At 68.6% G+C, this 21,080-nt stretch carries 19 protein-coding genes; 12 read left to right on the plus strand and 7 right to left on the minus strand.

Features of this window, described 5'->3' with window-relative positions; translation table 11 throughout:
- Window positions 1-19: 19 nt before the first annotated feature.
- Window positions 20-1,054, plus strand: coding sequence for an SDR family oxidoreductase (locus AC069H_RS38990; protein WP_478235659.1), 1,035 nt, complete (start codon window positions 20-22; stop codon window positions 1,052-1,054).
- A gap of 665 nt (window positions 1,055-1,719) precedes the next feature.
- Here the strand turns inward: AC069H_RS38990 and AC069H_RS38995 are convergent.
- On the minus strand, window positions 1,720-2,460 hold the full coding sequence (locus tag AC069H_RS38995) for an SDR family oxidoreductase (protein ID WP_478235660.1): 741 nt from the start codon (window positions 2,458-2,460) through the stop codon (window positions 1,720-1,722).
- A gap of 221 nt (window positions 2,461-2,681) precedes the next feature.
- Here AC069H_RS38995 and AC069H_RS39000 point away from each other — a divergent pair, with 221 nt between their 5' ends.
- Together AC069H_RS39000 and AC069H_RS39005 are read left to right on the plus strand one after the other, a co-directional pair.
- Entirely contained in the window at window positions 2,682-3,089 is a 408-nt protein-coding gene (locus AC069H_RS39000) for a YegP family protein (RefSeq protein ID WP_478226436.1), read from the plus strand.
- Between the two features lie 156 nt (window positions 3,090-3,245).
- Complete coding sequence (locus tag AC069H_RS39005; protein WP_478226437.1) at window positions 3,246-4,337, plus strand: substrate-binding domain-containing protein; 1,092 nt, start codon at window positions 3,246-3,248, stop codon at window positions 4,335-4,337.
- A gap of 70 nt (window positions 4,338-4,407) precedes the next feature.
- Here AC069H_RS39005 and AC069H_RS39010 read toward each other — a convergent pair whose 3' ends face one another.
- The 3 genes from AC069H_RS39010 to AC069H_RS39020 form a co-directional block, all read right to left on the minus strand.
- Window positions 4,408-6,300: a S8 family peptidase gene (locus tag AC069H_RS39010; RefSeq protein ID WP_478235661.1), complete on the minus strand. Its 1,893-nt coding sequence runs from the start codon at window positions 6,298-6,300 to the stop codon at window positions 4,408-4,410.
- Window positions 6,301-6,495: 195 nt separating this feature from the next.
- Window positions 6,496-7,386, minus strand: coding sequence for a sortase (locus AC069H_RS39015; RefSeq protein ID WP_478226439.1), 891 nt, complete (start codon window positions 7,384-7,386; stop codon window positions 6,496-6,498).
- The gene (locus AC069H_RS39020; RefSeq protein ID WP_478235662.1) at window positions 7,383-9,737 is read right to left on the minus strand and encodes a hypothetical protein; all 2,355 of its coding nucleotides are present in this window, start codon (window positions 9,735-9,737) and stop codon (window positions 7,383-7,385) included. Before AC069H_RS39020 ends, AC069H_RS39015 begins: the two co-directional genes overlap by 4 nt.
- A gap of 257 nt (window positions 9,738-9,994) precedes the next feature.
- Here AC069H_RS39020 and pstC point away from each other — a divergent pair, with 257 nt between their 5' ends.
- The 4 genes from pstC to AC069H_RS39040 are packed head-to-tail and all read left to right on the plus strand — an operon-like array spanning window position 9,995 to window position 14,509.
- Window positions 9,995-10,984 (plus strand): phosphate ABC transporter permease subunit PstC, encoded by a 990-nt coding sequence (pstC, locus tag AC069H_RS39025; protein WP_478235663.1) that lies wholly within the window; start codon window positions 9,995-9,997, stop codon window positions 10,982-10,984.
- Window positions 10,984-12,108, plus strand: a complete 1,125-nt coding sequence (pstA, locus tag AC069H_RS39030; RefSeq protein WP_478226442.1) for a phosphate ABC transporter permease PstA — start codon at window positions 10,984-10,986, stop codon at window positions 12,106-12,108. Before pstC ends, pstA begins: the two co-directional genes overlap by 1 nt.
- A 23-nt stretch (window positions 12,109-12,131) precedes the next feature.
- Window positions 12,132-12,947 (plus strand): phosphate ABC transporter ATP-binding protein, encoded by an 816-nt coding sequence (locus AC069H_RS39035; RefSeq protein ID WP_378440308.1) that lies wholly within the window; start codon window positions 12,132-12,134, stop codon window positions 12,945-12,947.
- Window positions 12,944-14,509 (plus strand): substrate-binding domain-containing protein, encoded by a 1,566-nt coding sequence (locus AC069H_RS39040; RefSeq protein ID WP_478235664.1) that lies wholly within the window; start codon window positions 12,944-12,946, stop codon window positions 14,507-14,509. The genes AC069H_RS39035 and AC069H_RS39040 overlap by 4 nt, the downstream gene beginning before the upstream one ends.
- Window positions 14,510-14,725: 216 nt before the next feature.
- Here AC069H_RS39040 and AC069H_RS39045 read toward each other — a convergent pair whose 3' ends face one another.
- Entirely contained in the window at window positions 14,726-15,637 is a 912-nt protein-coding gene (locus AC069H_RS39045; RefSeq protein ID WP_478235665.1) for an NADP-dependent oxidoreductase, read from the minus strand.
- 98 nt (window positions 15,638-15,735) lie between these two features.
- Between AC069H_RS39045 and AC069H_RS39050 the strand changes: the two genes are divergently transcribed.
- Complete coding sequence (locus AC069H_RS39050) at window positions 15,736-16,197, plus strand: GNAT family N-acetyltransferase (RefSeq protein WP_340686475.1); 462 nt, start codon at window positions 15,736-15,738, stop codon at window positions 16,195-16,197.
- Here AC069H_RS39050 and AC069H_RS39055 read toward each other — a convergent pair.
- Window positions 16,175-17,128, minus strand: coding sequence for a helix-turn-helix transcriptional regulator (locus AC069H_RS39055; RefSeq protein WP_478235666.1), 954 nt, complete (start codon window positions 17,126-17,128; stop codon window positions 16,175-16,177). The two genes, AC069H_RS39050 and AC069H_RS39055, sit on opposite strands and share 23 nt — an antisense overlap.
- A gap of 62 nt (window positions 17,129-17,190) precedes the next feature.
- Here AC069H_RS39055 and AC069H_RS39060 point away from each other — a divergent pair, with 62 nt between their 5' ends.
- The 3 genes from AC069H_RS39060 to AC069H_RS39070 all read left to right on the plus strand — a co-directional run bounded on the left by AC069H_RS39060 (window position 17,191) and on the right by AC069H_RS39070 (window position 19,772).
- Window positions 17,191-18,318 carry an epoxide hydrolase family protein gene (locus tag AC069H_RS39060; protein ID WP_478235667.1) on the plus strand — a complete coding sequence of 376 codons (1,128 nt, stop codon included), beginning with the start codon at window positions 17,191-17,193 and terminating at the stop codon, window positions 18,316-18,318.
- Between the two features lie 2 nt (window positions 18,319-18,320).
- Window positions 18,321-19,400: a winged helix DNA-binding domain-containing protein gene (locus AC069H_RS39065; protein ID WP_478235668.1), complete on the plus strand. Its 1,080-nt coding sequence runs from the start codon at window positions 18,321-18,323 to the stop codon at window positions 19,398-19,400.
- Between the two features lie 75 nt (window positions 19,401-19,475).
- Window positions 19,476-19,772, plus strand: coding sequence for a hypothetical protein (locus AC069H_RS39070; protein ID WP_340686479.1), 297 nt, complete (start codon window positions 19,476-19,478; stop codon window positions 19,770-19,772).
- 19 nt (window positions 19,773-19,791) lie between these two features.
- Here the strand turns inward: AC069H_RS39070 and AC069H_RS39075 are convergent, their stop codons facing one another.
- On the minus strand, window positions 19,792-20,562 hold the full coding sequence (locus AC069H_RS39075) for an FHA domain-containing protein (RefSeq protein WP_478235669.1): 771 nt from the start codon (window positions 20,560-20,562) through the stop codon (window positions 19,792-19,794).
- An 84-nt stretch (window positions 20,563-20,646) separates the two neighbouring features.
- Here AC069H_RS39075 and AC069H_RS39080 point away from each other — a divergent pair, with 84 nt between their 5' ends.
- Complete coding sequence (locus AC069H_RS39080) at window positions 20,647-21,018, plus strand: PH domain-containing protein (protein WP_026467493.1); 372 nt, start codon at window positions 20,647-20,649, stop codon at window positions 21,016-21,018.
- The last annotated feature ends 62 nt before the right edge of the window (window positions 21,019-21,080 follow it).

Here is a 21,080-nt window from a genome sequence, read left to right on the forward strand (position 1 = left end):
CGGGTCCAGGCTTGAAGACATGAACGAAGAACGCAAGGTCGCCCTGGTCGCCGGGGCCAACGGGGTCATCGGCAAGAACCTGATCGCACACCTGGAGACCCTGCCCGGCTGGCGTGTCATCGGCCTGTCGCGCCGCGGCGGCCCGGGCCAGATCGCGGTCGACCTGCTCGACGCGGACGACACTCGCGCGAAGCTCGGCGGCCTGGACGACGTCACGCACGTGTTCTACGCGGCCTATGTCGACAAGCCGACCTGGGCCGAACTGGTCGCGCCGAACCTGGCGATGCTGACCAACCTCGTCGACGCGATCGAGCCCGTCGCGCCCGGACTGCGCCACATCAGCCTCATGCAGGGCTACAAGGTCTACGGCGCCCACCTCGGCCCGTTCAAGACCCCGGCGCGCGAAGACGACGCCGGGCATATGCCGCCCGAGTTCAATGTGGACCAGCAGGAGTTCCTGGAGAAGCGGCAGGCCGGGAAATCCTGGACGTGGTCGGCGATCCGGCCGTCGGTGGTCGGCGGCACCGCGCTGGGCAACCCGATGAACCTCGCGCTGGCCATCGCGGTCTACGCGTCGATCTCGAAGGAACTCGGCCTGCCGCTGCGTTTCCCCGGCAAACCCGGCGCGTACGACAGCCTCCTGGAGATGACCGACGCCGGGCTGCTGGCGAAGGCCACCGTGTGGGCCACCGGTTCGGAGAACGAGGCGTACAACATCGCGAACGGAGACCTGTTCCGATGGAGCGACCTCTGGCCGCGGATCGCGCGGTACTTCGACCTGGAGGTGGCGCCGCCGCTGCCGATGTCGCTGGACGTCGTCATGGCGGACAAGGAAGAACTCTGGACGTCGATCGCCGCGAAGTACGGCCTCGACGTGCCGTACAGCGCCGTTTCGTCGTCGTGGGCGTTCGCGGACTTCGTGTTCGGCTGGGACTACGACATGTTCGCGGACGGCTCGAAGGCCCGGCGGGCCGGTTTCCACGAATACACCGAGACCTCGGCGATGTTCTTCCGGCTGTTCGACGAGTTCCGGAAGGCGAAGGTGATCCCCTGACGCTCTCGTGAGCGGCGAGGACGGTTCTATTGAGCGGTAAGTCAATTGTGGGCGTGATCGAGCCTCTGCGATGAAAGACCCCTTCGCTGGGTCAAGGGCAGAGAGGAGGCCTTCGCGGCGTGGTTCTGAACTGGCCGACAGGAGTCGACCGCGCTCCCAGTGTCCACAAGGGACGCTTTTCAGCGACGAAATGTCGACCCAAAGGGCATATGTCCGGTTTGCCAAGGGGGTCGTGAGTGGCAAGTAGGGTTTCTATTGAGGGGTAAGGCAAATGTGGCGTGTTGCGAAAGCCACTTTCGCACCGTCAGTTCAAAGTGATCGACCCGGGTGGTGGTGAAGGCCTCCTTGCCTACTCTGAAGGTAGGGAAGGGGCCTTTCGCTACGCCGTCGACGTGGCTTTCGCGACACGATCGAAGGCGGCCATGAGCGGACCGCCCACCGCACCCGACACGTTTGCCTCACCCCTCAATAACCCTCTTTGCCACTCACGACCCCTCGCCAAACCGCGCGAATCGCTCAACTCGGGCACTGACACCTCGGAAAACGTCCCTTATGGACAGTCAGGAAGGTGCCTCTTCGACGAGTCCCGCTCCTGCCGCCGACTCCGGCACGCCACGTTTGCCTTACCCCTCTATAACCGTCCTTACCACTCACGAGGCTTGACGCTAACCCCGCCCGATGTACGGCATCGCGGTCGCCGTGACGGTCAGGAACTGGACGTTCGCGTCCAGCGGCAGCCCGGCCATGTACAGCACGGCGTCCGCGACGTGCCGGGCGTCGAAGGTCGGCTCGGCCTTGACGCTGCCGTCGGCCTGCGGGATCCCGTCGGCCATCCGCAGGGTCATCTCGGTGGCGGCGTTGCCGATGTCGATCTGTCCACAAGCGACGTTCCAGGCCCGCCCGTCGAGGGAGATCGACTTCGTCAGCCCGGTCACCGCGTGTTTCGTCGCGGTGTAGGCGACGGACGCGGGGCGCGGGGCGTGCGCGGAGATCGAACCGTTGTTGATGATCCGCCCGCCGCGCGGGTCCTGCGCCTTCATCAGCCGCACGGCCTGCTGCGCGCACAGGAACATCCCGGTCAGGTTGGTGTCGACGGCGCGTTTCCAGTCCGTGAAGGACAGTTCGTCGACGGTCCCGCCCACCGAAACACCCGCGTTGTTCACCAGGAGATCCAGCCGCCCCCATTCCGCACGGACGGTCTCGAACAACGCGGCGACGGACTCCGGGTCGGCGACGTCGGTGGGTACGGGAAGCGCGTTCGTGTCGCCGTCGGCGGTCTCGACCAGCGCGTCCGCGCGGCGGCCGGCGAGGGCGACCCGGTAACCGGCGCCGAGTAACGCGCGGGAGATCTCCCTGCCGAGCCCGGAACCCGCCCCGGTGACGACCGCGGTCCTGCCGTTGCCCATCGAACCTCCTCGCAGACCGTGCCGGACCGATCCGGCTCGGTGATTGTTTTCCGATTACCCGCGTCCGTTCAGGCTAGCGCGCCGCCGTCGGCGGAAAACGTTCACCCGTCGGCCGTCGCGCCTTCACGAAAATCGGTAACCCCTTCACCGCGTCGAGGCGATTCACCGGATGTGCCCAGGGGGAATTCACACCGTTCACTTCGTCGCCGGAGTGGTGGACAGTGAAGAAGAATCCGCGCTTCCAGCTGGTCCAGACCGGCGAACAGACCATCCGATGGCGGCTGCTCGGCGGCAACAACGTGTCGCTGGGTTCGGCGCCCGACGACTATCCGCGAGCCGAGGAATGCCTCGCCGCGATCGCCTGGCTCAGCGCCCATGTTTCCGAGCTGACCAGCGATTTCAGTCATCTCAGCGGGGGACGCTGGCGCTGGCGCCTGCATCGGGAAGACCGCATCGTCGCGATCGCCAGCCATGCCTACGGGCGGCGTATCGAGGCGCAACGCGGCCTCGACCGATTCCGCTCGGCCACCACCGAGGCGTCCATCGGCGAAGGCATCGAGACCATCGCCGATTGGCGCCGGAAATACCGTCGCGATTCCGGCGGTATTTCACCGAATCGTTCTCCGTGACGACCGCTCACGGAAAGTGCGTTCCCCGGAGATTAACCACCAGGACGTCGGGCGGGAACGCGAAGCACCGTCGCCGGACAGTGTTGCGGAGCGAGGATTGTGACAAGTCACGGAATCCCGTGACGACTTGGGGACTAGAGAAAGAGTGCAAACAAGATGCGTGCTCGTACCACTCGGTTTCTCGGCGCCACCGCGATCGCCGCGTGTGCCTGCCTCACCCTGACCGGCACCGCCTCGGCGGTCGCCCCGGCCAACGGCCTCGAAGACGTCCTGGCCGCGGCGGGCTCGGACACCACCGTCGACATCACCGGCGCGATCCTGGCCAACGCCAACGGCGCCGCCTGGAACACCGACCCGGACAACCACGTCAACATCCCGCCGCTGCTCGCGCCGGGCGGCACCTTCACCGTTCCCGGTGACCTGTACGCCGACGAGGTCGTCTACAACACCACGACCACCCTGCCGCCGAACGGCTCGTCCCAGGGCAAGGCCGCGCTCAAGGCCTCCGGCGACGCGGGCGACGGCAAGATCGACATCGCGCGGTCGTCGTCGCCCCGCGGCTCGTCCGACCCCGCGTCGTTCGAGTACTACGCTTTCGCCACCGACGGTGTCACCTGGTCGTCCTCGGCGACCGGCTCGGGCGCGGGCCTGTCCCTCACGCTGGCGCAGCTGCGCGGTATCTACGACGGCTCCATCACCAACTGGAACCAGGTCGGTGGCGCCAACGCCGCCATCGTCGTCTACCTGCCCCAGACCGGCTCCGGCACACTGAGCTTCTTCACCACCACCGTCCTCGGCTTCGACCCCACCACCAAGCCGGTCACCATCAAGCGGTTCCAGGAGCACGACGGCAACTCGATCCTCGCCGCCGACCGCGCCAACGCGATCGCCCCGTTCTCCATCGCGCAGTGGATCGCCCAGGGCAACGCGGTGACCGCGGACAAGCGCGCGGGCTTCACCGTGAACCCGCTGACCGGCGCCGGCTTCAACGGGTCCCCGGTCGCCGGTTCGGCGGGCAACTACACCCCGGCCTTCACCACGGCGTTCCTGGGTTCGCGCAGCGTCTACCACGTGCTCGACACCCGCACGCCGAGCTACGACCAGGCCCAGCGCGCCGTCGGCTTCGCCGCCGGTGACACCGCCGCGACCGCCAGCCCGCTGTGTGGTGGCCAGCTCGCCACCACCATCAAGCGGTACGGCTTCCTGACCGTCTCGGGCCCGAACGGCCTGTCCTGCGTCAAGTCCTGACCCTCCTAGCGCGTGAAGGCCCCCTTCCCTCTGCTGAGCCGAGGGAAGGGGGCCTTCACGCGCAACGGGACTACTTGGGGGCGACGCCCAGTGCGGCGAGCGCCGGGTCGGTCATGATCACGCCCGCGCCGGTGACCGGGTCGAAGCCCGGGGCACCGAGGTCGATCGCGGTCGACACGAGCGCGTTCCTGATCTCCGCCTGGGTCGCGGTCGGCTTGCCCTGCTTCAGCAGCGCGGCGATGGCGGCGGCGCTCGGCGCGGCGGCCGAGGTCCCGAAGAACGGCTGGAAGCCGCTCACCGAGGTCGCGACGCCGTCGGCCGCGGTGATGTCCGGCTTGTTCCGCGTCGCGCCACCGGTCGAGGACACGTTGCCGGGGGTGATCACCGAGCCGTCCGGGTGGTAGAACTGGTGACGGCGACCGTCCGAGGTGAACCGTTCCCACTTGCTGGCGGCGGTGAACAGACCCGGGTACGGACCGGCCGGGTTCGCCGGGTCACCGGCTTCGAGCGCGCGGCCGAAGGCACCGGCGGCCGGGGCGGCCGCGACACTGAAGGCGTTGACGGCCGCCGAGTGGCCGGAGGTGACACCGTTGGTGCTGAAGGCTTTCAGGTCACCGGAGGCGACGAAGCGGCCGCGGATCACGTTGAGCGCGATGAACCGGTCGGCGCCGCTGTACTTGACCACGGCGACCTTGAAGCCCGAGCCGCTGGCCGGGACCTGGGCGATCTCGTACGGGTTCTGGGTGCCGTTCTGCGCGCCCTCGCTGGAGGCGACGACCGCACCGGACGAGTTCAGGACGAACAGGTCGTAGTCGCTGGTGGCCTTGCCCCACGGGTCGGACCAGAACAGGGTGACGTAGCGGCCGACGGAGTTCGGCGAAAGCGCGTTGTACAGCTGGGTCGTGGCGCTCGGGTCGAAGTCGTGCGGCGTCCCGGTGATCCCGGAGATCTTGCTGCCGGAACCGCGGAAGTCACCCTCGTAGTAGCCGCTGGTGCCGTCGGTCAGGTTGCCCGAGTTCCCCGCGGAGGAGAAGTAGAGCGCGCCGTCCGCGGTCACGTCGTTGACGGCCTGCGCGACCGGGCCGTCCTGGAACGGCGACTCGTCGAAGTAGGAGACGTCGTCGACGATGATCGTGCACTTGCCGGTGGCGCGCAGGGCGCGGATGTTGTCGGCGAAGCTCTGCTCGCTGGTGAAGGCGGTCGCGAAACCGAGCGCGGCGCCGGGCGCCATGTCGTGGATGATCTCCAGCATCGCGGTGCCCTCGTCACCGCTGCCCGCCTGGCCGGGGAGGACGTCGACGGCGGGGAGCTCGCCGGCGGTCTGCGACGCCTGGAGCGACTTGATGCCGTCCGAGAGCACGCAGACCTTCTGGCCCGCGCCGGTGACGCCGTACTTGGTCCGGGCGGTGTCGTTGCCGTGCGCCTTGTCGCCCTCGGCGACCTGCAGCGCGGCGGCGGTCTTCTTGGCCGCGGCCTGCCGCCGGTCCTGCGGCGCGGATTCGTTCCAGGTCATGGCTTGGGAAGCGGCCTTGACCTCGGCGACGTCACCGCGTCCGGCGATCGCGTCCACCGCGGTCAGGGGGAGATCGGCGCGGATCGCTCCGGCGGGTGAGGCGTAGCGGACGGTGCCGCCCGCCGCCTTGACGGCGTCCACCAGGGACTGTCCGGCGCCCTTGATGTCCACCGCGACCGTGCCGGCGTCACTGACGCCCAGCCCGGTCCGGTACTCGGGCAGCTTGCCGGCCAGGCCCTTGTCGGCGCGGAGGCGCTTCTCGACGACGAGCTGGCTCGACTGCTTGCGCTCGGCCGGGGTGAGGCTCTTCTTGATGCTCTGCAGTGCGCTGATCCCGGCCTGGGTGCGCACCTCTTCCGACGGCTGGGCACTGGAAACCGCGGTCGACAGCAGCAAAGCACCGACCGCGACCGGAACCGAGCATGTGACCACCCGGCTGAATCTGCTCATCGAACTCTCTCCCTGTTTTTCACCGGCACAGCCCGTGACAGGAATTCCTTCGGTCGCCCGAATGAATTACCCCTGACCGGGTGCAATGGGGAGAATCTAAAGAGCGATCAGTGAGGAGTCCACCGACCAAAGTCGGTATCGGGGGAAGCGCCACATGGTGAGACCGATTTCGGTCCGAAAAGACCGAAATCGCTCTTAAGCCCAAGCCGGAAACAGTCGCCAAAGTGCCAAAGCCGCCAGCGACGCCAGAGTGAGCAGCACCGGCCCGGTGATGACGTAGGTGGAAACCGGCCGCCACCGGCGGTAGAGGAAGGTCGCCCCGGCCGCCGCCGCCACGAATCCGCCGAAGGCCAGCACGAGCCCCGCCCACGCGTCGCCGTCGCCGGTCCGCCCGTCCTGCGCGTCCGCCTTGCCGTTCTGCGGGGTGGGCCGGAACGGCCTGCCCTCCAGGACCGCGGTCACCACGGTCGCTTCCTGCGAGGCCAGCGGCCACCAGGACGCGGAGGTCACCAAGGTCAGCCGATCGTTCTGGGTCTTGCCGTAGTCGGCACCCTCGTCGAGCGGGCGCGTGGCCTTCTCGGTCACGCGGTAGACGGATTTGCCCTGAGTCGTCGCGACGACGATTTCGTCACCGGGCCCCAGTGCCTCCAGCGAACCGAACGGACCGCCGTAACCCGCGTTGCGCGCCACGATCGCGGCGTTGCCCGGCTGCCCGGGACCGGCGGTCCCCGGCACGTGGCCCGGCCCGGACGCGGTTTCCCCGCTCGACGCGCCTTCGACGACGACCTGCCGCAGTTTCAGCGCGGGAATCTCCAGCACGGCGACCGGCTTGCCGAACTCGACCGGTTCGGTGGGCGGAGCGGCACCGAAGAGGCTTTGGCCGGCCCCCAGCGCCAGGCCGATCTCACCGCGGATCTCGCCCAGTGCCTTCCGCTGGTCGCTCGCCTGGAGCATCGGCCCCAGCGCGTAGACGACCAGGGCCAGCGCCACCAAGGTGGTGACCAGCCAAGCGGCGAGGACGGTGCCGATCCATCCCGGACCGAAACTCAGGAAGCGGGTTTCCGGTTCTTCGACGGAGGTGCTCACGCCGTCCCTCCGGCCGATTTACGCCGCAGGAGACCGAAAAGCATCGCGAACGCGGCCCCGATCTCGGCCAAGGCGACGACCAGCCACCTCGGCACCGGGCGTCCGGCGGCGACGTACGCCGTCGCGGACGGCAACGTCGCCAGGATCACCAACGCCACCAAGGGAATGAGCGCGCCCAGCACGCCCGCCCCCGGGAACTTCGGGATATCGATCGACTCGGCGAGATTCTTGGCCGCCAGCACGCTTTCCGGCGTCGGCGCGGCCGCGGCGGCGGGACCGGAGGCGGCCGCCGTCGCCGACGTCCCGGCAGGCGAACCCGTTCCCCCGCTGGGACCGGTCAACGAGGAATCGGCGGCCGTCGTTGCACCGTTCCCGCCCGCCGGTGGCGGATTCTTCGCTTCTTCCCTTTCCTGACAGGCGTCTTGGACCGTCCCGGTGCCGATCTTGGCCACTCGCGCGGGAACGGTGGCCGCCAGGCCAGGGCTCAACGGGGTCATCCCCGGTGGGAGCAGCGACTGGCCGTAGCCGCTCGCCAGTTCGGCGACCGCCTTCAGCTGCGCCTGCTTTTCGGTCATCGGCTCGCAGGTCGCGTCGATCAACGGATTGACCGGTGCCGCCAGGTATTCCACGAAGGTCAGCGGGTACGCGCCGTCCTTGGTCACGGTGCCCGGCTGCACGGTCCCGTCCGCGCCGACCTCCATCGAATCGGCGGCCAGCTGCAGGCTTTCCCTGGTCGGCGCGACGAAGTTCCCCTTGCCGTCCGGGAGCGCGACCGGCGCCCAGCCATAGGCCCTCGCCGTCGCGAGATCGGTGATCACCCAGCTCATGCAGCCGCCGGTGCAGACGAATCCCGTTCCCACGACACCGTTCTGCACCGTCTTGCGCACGGCGAGCTGACCGGTTTTCGCGTCGACGTTGTGCAGCGAGCGGGCACCGGGATCGAGCGCGTTGAGATCGGAGATCACCCCTGGCGATTTCCCGTTCAGCTCACCGAAGTACTCGGTCCCCTTCTTCGGGAACACCCAGGCCTCCGGCGCCGCCCCGGCGAGGACCCTGCTCAGCGCGAGCGGCACGGTGCCCGGCCCGGATTCCCCGGTCACCCCGAAGAAATCCAGGCTCTCGGCGCCGGCCCTGGCGCTGGCCGCGTTCGCCTCGTTCTCCCGCGTGACGGCGGCGAGCCCCGGATTACGGCCGACCAGCGGGGTACCGTTCCGGAAAATGCCGCCCCGGCCGTCCAGATCGGGTTGCTGTCCCCCCTTTGTGACCATGTTCGCCACTTCGTCGAGGGTGAACCGCAGGGTGCCGGTGAACTTCGCGTTGAGCGAACTCCCGTTGTCGTCGGTGTCGGTCGGCGACCAGCCGACCGCGGCCACGACGGCCGCGTTGATCCCGACCGGGATGTACTGCCGGTCCCGGACGGTCTGGGGGGCGAGCGCGTTTCCGCTGCCGGTGATCACGAGATCCGAGGTGCCCTTGTCGAACGCGGTCAGACCGGCGTTTTCCGTCTCGCTCACGATGTTCGCCGGCTGCTCGGCCTGGGTGGGCGCGCAGAGCGCCTGGTTCCAAGCGACCGCGGTGCGGCCCAGCCGCTCCGGCATACTGGCGCTGAGCGTGTTCTGACCGGCGCCCTTACAGCCTTCGACGCCGATCGCCTGCTGCGACGGAGTGAATTCGATCGAGCTGTCGATCCAGGTCACGAACGCGCCGTCCGCGTTCTTCGCGGTGATCGTGACCGCGACCGAACAGGGATTGTTCTCGTCGCACCGGAACGAATACTTGTTGCGGGTCTTCGCACCGGTCGCCGGATCGACGACGTCGGGATTGGCCGCCCAGGAAACCGTGGGCGGCTTGTCCGGCTGGCCTTCGGCGTTCTTGTTGAAGGTGGTGTACAGCGGGTCCCAGATGATCGGTTTCGGGGTGGAGGAACCGAGCGGGATCTGGGTGTCGATGACGATGTCGCCGGTTCTGCTGCTCCGGCGGCCCGTGGCACTGTCCATATGCGCCGCGTTCGCGATGAATTCGTCCTTCAGCTCTCCGCAGTAGGCCCGGACGCGCGCGCTGACGCTGCTGTCCCGCGCCCAAGGCGGTTTACCGGCGACCTTGATCAGATTGTCCGGCAAGCTCTTGGGGCAGACTCTCAGTGACGCCTGCGCACCGCTCGCCAATCCCGACACCGTGATCCGCACCGGGTCGCCGTTCCGGGCCGCCGACAGATCGGCGGGCTCGGTTTTGAGGGTGTACGGCGGGTTCGCCGGCGCTTGCGCCTGCGCCGCGGGGACGGACACCCCCGTGACCATCAGCACCCCGCAGATCAGCAAGATCCCGACTTGTCTTGCGCGGACGAAGAACACGGACGACTCCCAAGGTGCGCGGGCATACGGCGGAGAGCGGGACTCGATCACGAGCCGCGCCGAAACCAACGTCCCCGAGTCGCCCGTTCGGGGTCAACCGCCCCCGGACCCGCCCCGGCACAGATTCACACGCGCCCCGTCGGGCGTTCCCCGCTTGGACACCTTTCGCGGTATCGGGCACCACATACTGGCCGCATCGAGGGGCGACGTGGTGTGCCCTGAACTCGTTTGCCCACCGATACGAAGGAAGGCCGCTCGTGACCGTCGCGCCACCCCGGCCCGACCCGTCCTCACCGGGAGCCCCGGTGCGGCGGGCGATCACCGAAGTCCTTTCCCGGGCCGACCGGGCGTTCCGCCGGGTCACCACCGGCGCCGGGCTGGCCATGCTGGGCATTCTCCTGGTCATCGGCTTCTTCCTGGTCTACCGGTCCGGGCCCGCCTTCGACAACAGCGGTTTCGGGTTCTTCACCACCATCCGGTTCGACCCGGCCTCCGGCGTACTCGGTGTCCTGGGCCTGCTCTACGGGACGATCGTGGTCGCGCTCATCGCGGTCCTGGTCGCCGTGCCGCTGAGCATCCTCGCGGCGCTGTTCATCACCGAATACTCCAGCGGCCGGATCCGCGGCTTCCTCACCGGCCTCGTCGACCTGCTCGCCGCCATTCCCAGCCTGTTGTACGGCCTGTGGGGATTCAGCTTCCTCGGCCCGCAGATCGTCCCGGTTTCGACGTGGCTGACCGAGAACCTCGGCTGGTTCCCGTTGTTCGCGTCCAAAGAGAACACGCTGTACATCCAGTCCATGTTCATCGCCGGGCTGGTGGTGTCCCTGATGGTCCTCCCGATCACGACCTCGGTGATCCGTGAGGTGTTCGCGCAGACTCCGCCCGGGGAAAAGGAAGCGGCGCTCGCTCTGGGCAGTACGCGGTGGGGGATGGTCAAAACGGTCATGCTGCCCTTCGGCCGGGGCGGCATCATCGGCGGTTCGATGCTCGGGCTCGGCCGCGCGCTCGGCGAGACGATCGCCGTTTCCCTGCTGCTGCCCCAGGTTCCGGAGATCACGCAGCACATCCTCCAGTTCGGCGGCGCGACCATCTCCGGGTTCATCGCCAACAACTCCGGAGCCTCAGGCCTTTCGCTGTCCGGGCTGATGGCGGCGGGCCTGGTGTTGTTCGTCTTCACCCTCGCTACGAACTTCACCGCGTCGGTGATCATCTCGAAGAGCCGGTCGGGTGCGGGAGTGGATGCCTGATGACCACGACACTGACTCCTCCGGTCGCGTCCGGCCCGCGCGAACTCGTCAAACGGCGCCCGTCGGAGACCACGCGGCAGGACCGGCTGGCGGCGCTCGGCTGCGCGGTGTCGGCCACGCTGCTCACCTGGTTCGTCATGCACCTGCTGCTGGATTCCCCCGGCTGGCTGGCGGATCTGATCGTCGCCTACCTGCTGTACCTGGCGATGCTCTACCTCGTCACCCGCGACCGCTTGGGCAAACTGGCCGCGTCGGACCGGCTCGTGTCGACGATCGTGGTCTCCGGGGCGCTCACCCTGCTCGTCCCCTTGCTGTTCCTGCTGACCTACATCGTGATCGAGGGCGCCCCGTACCTGCGTCTCGGCTTCTTCACCCACGACATGTCCGCGGTCGCGCCGACCGATCCGGTCACCGCGACCGGCGGTCTGCACGCGGTCGTCGGCACCCTTCAGCAGACCGCGCTGACCCTGGTGTTCGTCGTTCCGCTGGGCGTGCTCACCGCGATCTTCCTGAACGAGACCCGGTCGAGGTTCCGCCGCCCGGTGCGGATCATGGTCGACGCGATGAGCGGGCTCCCGTCCATCGTGGCCGGTCTGTTCATCTACGCGGCGCTGATCATCCCCGGGATCCAGGCGGGGGTGGGACTGTTCAGCTACAACGGTTTGATGGCCACCTTGGCGCTGACGATGGTCATGCTGCCGACGGTGACGCGGACCGTGGACGTGGTGCTCCGGCTGGTCCCGGACGGGCTGCGCGAGGCGTCGCTGGCACTCGGCGCGAGCCGGGCCAGGACGGTGTGGTCGGTGGTCCTGCCCACCGCGCGCACCGGCGTCACCACCGCTGTGATCCTCGGGATCGCCAGGGTGGCGGGCGAAACGGCACCGCTGCTGTTCACCTCGTTCGGCTCGCTCGCGATGAACGCCAACCCGTTTTCCGCTCCACAGGAGAGCATCCCGCTGTTCATCTACCGCTTCATCAAGCAGCCGCTGGAAAACGTCCAGCAGCGCGGTTACGTCGGCGCGCTCGTGCTGATCCTGCTCATCTTCGGCCTGTTCGCGATCGCCAGGATCGTCGGACGCGACCGGTCGAAGCGCAAGGCGAAAAGAACGAAGGAGAACCGGTGACCGACACCATCGATTTGTCCACTGTGGACGGCAGGCCTCAGGTCACCTTGACCGGTGGCCCGCCGCCCGGTGCGGCGGAACTCGAGTCGCGCGAGATCGGCGCCTGGTTCGGCGACCGGCTGGTCCTCGAAGGCGTGTCGCTGCGGATGCCAGCCAAAGAGGTGACGGCGCTGATCGGTCCGTCGGGCTGCGGCAAGTCGACCTTCCTGCGCATCCTCAACCGGATGCACGAGCTCGTCCCGTCCGCTTCGCTGACCGGTGAAGTCCTGTTGGACGGCCAGGACATCTACGCCGACGGAACCCGGCCGCAGCAGGTCCGGCTGCGCATCGGCATGGTGTTCCAGAAGCCGAACCCGTTCCCGGCGATGTCCATCCGGGACAACGTGCTCGCCGGGCTGAAACTCGCCGGGGTCAAATGCGACGACAAGAACGCGCTCGTGGAACAGAGTCTCGAACGCGCCGGGCTGTGGCGTGAGGTCCGCGACCGGCTGAGCTCGCCCGGCGGCGCCCTGTCCGGCGGGCAGCAGCAACGGCTCTGCATCGCCCGTTCGCTCGCGGTCCAGCCGAACGTGCTCCTGATGGACGAACCCTGCTCGGCCCTCGACCCGACGTCCACCCGGCGGATCGAGCAGACGATCGCCGAGATCGGGCACGAGGTGACCGTCGTGATCGTCACGCACAACATGCAGCAGGCCCAACGGGTTTCGGATCACTGCGCGTTCTTCCTCGCGGCCGAGAACGAACCGGGCCGGGTGATCGAACACGGTCCGACCGACACGATCTTCAACGCGCCGTCGGACGAACGCACCTTCGACTACGTGAACGGGCGGTTCGGATGACGACCTTGCGCGGGGTGGGCGCTTTGGCCGGGATCTCGGCGCTGCTGCTCTCGATCTCCGTGGCGGGCGCGCCCGGCGCGGCGGCGCTCAGCAGGGTCACCGGCTCGGGGTCCAGCTACGTCGGTGTGGCGATGACCGACTGGCAGAACGGCGCGACGTCGCGGGGTATCCCGGTCAACTACTCGGCCACCAACTCACCCGCCGGGGTCAACCAGTACGGCGACCGGACGGTCGACTTCGGCGGGACCGAAGCCGAGGTCTCCTCACTCCTCGCGGCCGGCGGTGGCGGCGTGACCGCGCAGACCCGCGGCTACCAGTACGTTCCGGACGTCGCCGGCGCGGTCGCCGTCATGTACAACGTCACCGACCAGGCGGGCAAGCGGGTCGACTACCTGCACCTCACGCGCGAGGTGATCGGCCGGATCTTCAGCCGGGAAATCACCCGCTGGAGTGATCCGGCGATCACCGCGACCAACGGCGGGAAGTCGCTGCCGGACCAGCCCATCACCCTCGTCGGGCGGACCGGGCAATCCGGGACGACGGCACTGTTCTACGACTTCGTCGCGCACGCGGCACCCGACGCTTACCAGCGTTTCGTCTCCCGCAACGTCGGCAACGGGATGGGCAGCCTGCCCGCCGGGGTGCGCCCGATCCAGCTGCCCGAACGAGGACCGGACGCCGATTGGTACCGGCTGCTCGCGGACTCGGACCAGATCGCGCAGGCCATCGGCAAAGCGACCATCCCGTTCTCGATCGCCTACGACGAATTCGCCTACGCGCAGCGCCACAACGTGCCGTCGGCTTGGGTGCAGAACGGCGCGGGTCAGTACACACAGCCCTACGCGGAGAACATCGCCTCCGCGCTGAAGTTCGCGGAACTCCGCCCAGACCTGAGCCAGAAACTCGACAAGGTCTACTCGAACGCGGACCCGAAGACTTACCCGATTTCGGCGTACTCCTACATCATGATGCCCTGTACGAGCGGCCGTGACACCTGCCGCGGTGGCTACGGCGACCAGGGCAAGACCGACACGATGACCGCGTTCCTCGAACACGTGGCCTGCGACGGCCAGATCAACATGGCCCGTATCGGCTACTCGCCGCTGCCGCCGAACCTGTCGCAGGAGATCATGAACTCCAACGCGCGGCTCACCGGGCAGCCGCCGAAACAGCTGAACGCGGGCAACTGCGCCAACCCGACCTTCCGCGGCAGTCTCGGCGCGGGCGCCACCAGCCCGCCCGACCCGCTGGTGACCGCCGGGATCATCGCCCCGAACGGCAAACCCGCGGCCGGGCCGGGTGCGGGTGGGCCGAGCAAGTCGGCGGGGCCCGCCAACGGTCCGGCCACCGGCGACAAGACCGCGACCGCGACGGCGAGCCCCGACGAGGAATCGGCGGGCGGCGGCTCGAAGAACTGGCGGGAAGCCGCACCGGCGGCCTACGACGAAGGCGGGTTCGGCGGCTTCGGGGGCTGGGCGGCGCTGGTGCTCTTCGTGGCGATCGTGACGCCGCTCGTGGTGCGCGGAGTGGTGAGGAAGCTGCGGGGATCTTGGGGCTCGTGAGTGTTTCGGGTCGTTCTAGCCGTCCTTACCACTCACGAGGGGACCTGGACCAGCCTGAACGTGCCGTTGCCGGCGTTCTGGTGTCCGTGAAGGCCTCCTTCCCTACCTTGAGCGTAGGGAAGGAGGCCTTCACGGACCCGCGATCGACCGGCAGTCACCTCCGGTAGGTACGCAAGACACCGTTGGCTCTAACCGTCCTTACCACTCACGAGGTCTCTACGGGAAGGTCAGCACGACCTTGCCCCGCCCGTGCCCGGTCTCGATCTCCCGGTGCGCCGCCGCGGCTTCGGTGAACGGATACGTCCGCCGGACGAGGAATCGCAACTCCCCCTTGACGTACGACGACGCCAGCATCCCCAGCCGCTCGGCCGACCGCGTCCCGGTGACCACTCGCGCCCCGGCCTCGGGCGCGCGCCCGTGCTCGACCAGGGTGAGCACGCGGTCCGGATTCCCGACCAGCTCCAGGGAAAGGTCGAAGGCTTCCCCGCCCGCGCCGTCCAGCGCCGCGTCGATGCCGGACGGCGCGAGGCCACGCACCCGGTCCGCGAGGCCGTCGCCGTAAACCACCGGTTCGGCGCCGAGCGAACGGACGTAGTCCTGGTTCGCCTCGCTCGCCGTCCCGATCACCTTCGCCCCGCGCAGCCCGGCGAGCTGGACGGCTGCCGTGCCCACCGCGCCCGCCGCTCCGTGGATCAGCAGTGTCTCGCCGCGGGCGACCCGGAGAGCGTCCAGCGCCAGATACGCCGTCTGGGTCCCCGCCGTGAACCCGCCCGCGACCTCCCACGGCATCTCCGCCGGCTTCGGCGTGACGTTCTCCGCGGGCACCACGATGTACTCGGCGTATGCCTGCACGGCGGTGAAGCCGAGCACCTCGGCCCCCGCGACGAGGCCGGTAACCCCGGAACCGACCTCGTCGACGACCCCGGCGAACTCGTTCCCGGGGACACGCGGCCAACGCAGCTCGAGCCCCGCGGGTTCCCATCCCGCCCGCACGGCCGCGTCGTACGGCTGCACCCCCGCCGCCTTCACCCGCACCCGGACTTCCCCCGCCCCGGCGTGCGGCTCCTCCAGCTCCAGCACCCGGAGCACTTCCGGGCCACCGGCTTCCGTGAACGCGGCCGCTTTCATCTTGTACCTCCAGTTCGTCCCTGCTGTCGGAACCCAGCCTCATACCTCCAGATAGCTGGAGGTCAAGAATTGTCGGTGTGAAGTTCTAAGCTGCGCTCGTGACGAGCTACCGCATCTCCAGGGCAAGCGCTTCCGACGCCGGCAGGCTGACGGCGCTGATGCACGAATCGGCCGCCTACCAAGGGGAGTACGCGTCGATCCTCGAGAACTACCAGGTCACGGAGGACTACCTCGCCACCCATCCCGCGTTCGTCGCCCACGCGCAGCGGGATGTGGTGGGCTTCTACAGCCTGATCGAGTACCCGGCCGAGCTGGACCTGCTGTTCGTCGCCGATTCGGCTCAGGGCACGGGCATCGGCGCGTGGCTGATCGAGCACATGCTCGGGCAGGCCGCGGACCTCGGCATGACCGAGCTCCGCGTCGTCTCCCATCCGCCGGCGGCCGGGTTCTACGAGCGGATGGGCGCCCGCCGCGTCGGCGTCGTACCGCCCAGCCCGCCGAAGATCACCTGGGAGCGCCCGGAACTGGTCTTCGACGTCAAGCATCCACCGCACGACTGAACCGGCCGATCAGTTTGCGCAGGTGCCCGGCGAATTCCGGGGAGTCGACGACCTCGAAGTCGCTGTCGAGCAGGCCCAGGTAGAGCGCCAGGTACTCCAGCGTGTCCGCGCCGGCTTTGAGCAAGCAGGTCCGCTCGTCGACGGCTTCGACGACGACGGCGGGCGGCACCTTCGCCGCGGCCTCGGCGGCCGGGGCGTGCAGCCGGATCGTCGCGTGGTGCCGCCACAACGCGGCGCCGACGCCACGTTGGAGGTAGGCGACCACGCCGCCTTCGGGTGGTTCGCGTTCCTCGAACCGTCGGCCGTTGGGCATCCGCGGCCGCACCCGATCGGCGCGGAACGTGCGCCAGTCCTGCTTGTCGACATCCCAGCCGACGAGGTACCACCGGCGGCTCATGTGCACGACGCGGTGCGGCTCGATCTGCCTTCGTGTCTCGGATCCGCTGTGCCCCACGTAGTCGAAGCGCAGGGTCTCGCGGTCACGACAGGCGGCAGCGATGGCCGCGAGCACCTCGGCGTCGACCGTGGGCCCTCCGCCCTGCACCGCGAGCGTCGCGGAATTCAGCGCCGCGACTCGGTGCCGTAGCCGCGACGGCAGCACCTGCTCCAGTTTCGCCAGCGCGCGCACCGACGTCTCCTCGATCCCAGCGATCGTGCCGCCCGCGGCCGTGCGCAGGCCCATCGCCACCGCGACGGCCTCTTCGTCGTCGAGCAGCAGTGGGGGCATCGCCGCGCCGGCGCCCAGGCTGTAGCCACCGGAGACGCCGGGAGTGGCGTCGACCGGATAGCCCAGGCCGCGAAGCCGCTCGATGTCGTTCCGGATGGTCCTGGTGGTGACGTCGAGCCGGTCCGCCAGTTCCGGCCCCGTCCAATTACGCCTGGCCTGCAGCAACGACAGGAGTCGCAGCAGTCTCGCCGAAGTTTCCGCCATGGATTCCACCTTGTCCGCAATCGCGGAACGAACCTTTCCGCAATCGTTCCTAATCTAGCCCCATGACCGAAATCAAGCCCTTCCGCCTCGCCATCGACCAGGCCGAACTCGACGACCTCAAGGACCGCCTGCACCGCACCCGCTGGCCCCGCGAGGTCACCGGCGACTGGAGCAGAGGCGTCCCGGTCGCCTACCTCAAGGGATTGGCCGAGTACTGGGCCGACGGCTTCGACTGGCGCGCCCAGGAAGCCGAGCTGAACGAGTTCCCGCAGTTCACCACCGAGATCGACGGCCAGACCATCCACTTCCTGCACATCCGCTCGACCGCCCCGGACGCGCTGCCGGTGCTCCTCACGCACGGCTGGCCCAGCTCGCCGTTCGAATTCCGGCGGGTCGTCGAGGAGCTCACCGAGGAGTTCCACCTGGTCATCCCGTCCCTGCCCGGTTACGGGTTCTCGAACCCGGTGAGCGGCCCCGGCTGGGGCAACCTGTTCCGCGTCGCCCAGGCATGGACCACGCTGATGGACCGCCTCGGCTACGAGCGCTTCGGCGTCCACGGCACGGACGCGGGCGCCGGGGTCGCAGGCATCCTGTCGATGATTGCCCCGCACCGTGTGGTCGGCGTGCACCTCACCGGGACGAGCGCGGGGATGCCCTTCGGACCCGCGGTCGACCTGGACGGCCTCGACGACAAGGACCGCGAGCGCGGCGAACGCTTCAACCGGTTCCAGTCCGACGGCCTCGGCTACCTGCACTTGCAGGCCACCCGGCCGCAGACGCTTGCCTATTCGCTGAACGACTCCCCCACCGGCCAGCTCGCCTGGATCGTGGAGAAGTTCGCCGAATGGACCGATCCGGCCAAGGAACTGCCGGACGACGCCGTCGACCGCGACCACCTGCTGACCGCGGTCAGCCTGTACTGGTTCACCGGCGCGGGCGCCTCCTCCGCGCACGCCGTGTACGAAGGCATGGAGGTCTACCGGCAGATGTCGCAAGGCGGCTGGGGCGAGGCGCCCGCCGGTCCGCCGCGTGGGATCGCCGTCTTCGCCGGGGACACCACGATCCGGAGCCTGCAGGACGGCCCGGTGGAACACTGGTCCGAGTACGACACCGGCGGCCACTTCCCGGCGATGGAGGTCCCCGGTCTGTTCGCCGAAGACCTCCGTTCCTTCCTGAGAAAGTGCGTCTGACCATGGACCAGCTGAGCCCACGGGCCCTCAACCGCGCGACACTGGCCAGGCAGCTCCTGCTCGATCGCGCCGATCTGCCCGCCGTGACCGCGATCGAGCGGCTGGCCGGCCTCCAGGCGCAGGCCCCCGACTCGTCCTATGTCGGGCTGTGGTCACGACTGCGGGATTTCCAGGTGGACGAGCTGGCGAAACCGCTGGCCGCCCGCGAGGTCGTCCGGTCGACGCTGATGCGCGGCACGGTCCACCTGGTCACGGCCGCAGACGGCCTCGCCCTGTGGCCGACCGTCAGATCAGTGGTCGAGCGCGGTTTCCTCGGCCACTACTCGCGGGAGATCGCCGGACTCGACCTCGCCGCGATCGCCGAAGCCGGACGGGCACTGCTGGCCGGACGGCCCCGCACACGCGCCGAAATCCGGACCGCGCTGGCGCCTCGATGGCCCGACGCCGACCCGCAGACTCTCGCGTACGCGGTCAACAGCCTGCTCCCGCTCGCGCACGTGACCCCGCGTGGCCTGTGGGGCCAGACCGGCCCGGCCGCGTTCGCCTTGCTCGAAGAGTGGGTCGGTGAGCCGGTCACGTCCGGGATCTCCCTCGACGACCTGGTGCTGCGTTACCTGAAGGCGTTCGGCCCGGCGACCGTCCGCGACGCGCAGGTCTGGTCGGGGCTCACCAGGCTCAAGGAGGTCTTCGAGCGACTCCGGCCACGGCTGATCACCTTCCGCGACACCGAGGGAAAGGAACTGTTCGACCTTCCCGACGCCCCGCGGCCAGACCCGGAAACCCCGGCGCCGACTCGGTTTCTTCCCGAGTACGACAACGTCCTGCTCTCCCACGCCGACCGCGTCCGAGTGATCCCCGATGGCCGTCGCGTGCCCTTGCCACCGGGTAACGGCGGCCGACGGGGCACCCTGCTCGTCGATGGTGAATTCCTGGCCATTTGGGCGATCAAAGGGGCGACCCTGACGATCGAATCGCGGAAGCCGTTGCGAGATCAGGATTCGATCGCCGAAGAGGGCACACGGCTCCTGGAATTCGTAGCGCCGGGCTCGGCACACGACGTCCGTTTCGGCATCGGCGGATAACAGTCCGGCCTTTCGCCGTAACGATGGGCGCCGTTCGGGCGAAGCAGCCGCCAAAGAGCCTGAAGGGAGCGGGCCATGAGCAAGAACTACGGATTCATGACGGTGCTGGCGGGGCTGAGCGCGCTCGCGGTGATCGCGGTCGCGGCGGTCTGGCGGTACCCGAACACCTCCGACGTCACGGCGGTGATCACCGCGGCGGGAACGGTGATCGGCACCGTGGTGGGCGCCTTCTTCGGCGTGAACGCGGCCTCGGCGGGACGCGTGAAGGCCGAAGAGAGCCGGGATCAGGCGACGGCGGCGCTGGTGAAGGTCGCGGGCGAGGCGGACAGGGGAAGCGACGTCGCGAAGGCGGCGATGGAAGGCGTGAGCTGACTGTCCTTTATGGACACATTCAGTCGAGCGCCTCGAGCAGGGCGAGATCCGGCGGGACGAGGGTCGTGGACAGCACGAGCTCTCGCAATAGGTTGTCGTTCAACGCGTTGCCGACCGGCTCGCCGACTTCTTCCCGCCGCAGCCCGAAAACGCCGCCGGCGGACAGCCGCGCCCGGACGTCGATGACGACGTGCTCGACGCGGCGGGCGGTCCACGTCTCGCCGGGCCGGAGTTCGGCGAGCACCTCGGCCGTCTGCTGACGGGACAACGGCTGCGGATTGAGGTCGTGCAGCAGATACCGTTGCCCGAAGACGACCAGGACCAGGCGTTCATCCGCGCTGAGGCGCCAGCGGCGGGGCGGCACGGTGACGTCGTCGTGCCGAGTGACAGGCTGCCCTCCCTCGGGCCCCGCGACGTACAACTCGAGCAGGTGCTCCCGCCTGCCCGAACCGCGCACGAACAGCGGTGTATAGCCGTCCGACAGGGGGATCGGCTCCTCGCCGCGGGACAGCCAGCGGGAATTCGGCAAGCGGATGGGCAGCTGGCCGGTGTTGCTGACCCACCATTGCCCGTCGGTGAAGTTCAGCAGCCCGTGCCTGCGGCTGACCTGCAGGTCGTTTTCCCCCACACAGACGTCGACCTGCGGCCGATTGCGTCCGAAAGTGATCTCGCCGCCTTCGCCGGGGTCGACGGACACGCCGCCCGCGAGCGTGAGCGCGAACACCGCGCCGGGAGCCGACGGCGGCACGCCGAGCGCCAGGCTCTCGTGCGTCGTCGTGAGCCGCTTCATCGTGCCTCCTCCTGTTGCCCGGCATTATGAGGGACGCCGCCGGGGACGGGTCCCGATGTCGCGTTCGTCCGTATGTTGGACTACATGATTGACTTCTCCAAGGACACCGTCTTCAAACTCACGCCGTGCAAGCCGAAGGACATCGCGCCGACGGTGCAGCCGATCATCATCCCCGGAGAGGAGATCATCTCGTCGTTCAAGGCGGTGCGCGACTTCGTGGTGTTCACGAACAAGCGGCTGATCGCGGTGAACGTCCAGGGCATGACAGGCAAGAAGAAGGACTTCACTTCGCTGCCTTACAACAGGATCCAGGCCTTCTCGATCGAAACCGCGGGCACCTTCGACCTCGATGCCGAGCTGGACCTTTGGTTCAGCGGGCTGGGGAACGTGCGGCTGGAGTTCCGGGGCTCGGACATCCGGGCCATCGGGCAACTGATCGCCACCCACACGCTCTAAGCAGTCACCTACTTGTTTGGGCCGGACTGCGGTGGGCGCTGGGTCCGGTGGGTCGTGAGTGG

The organism is Amycolatopsis sp. NPDC043887, assembly GCF_056435665.1.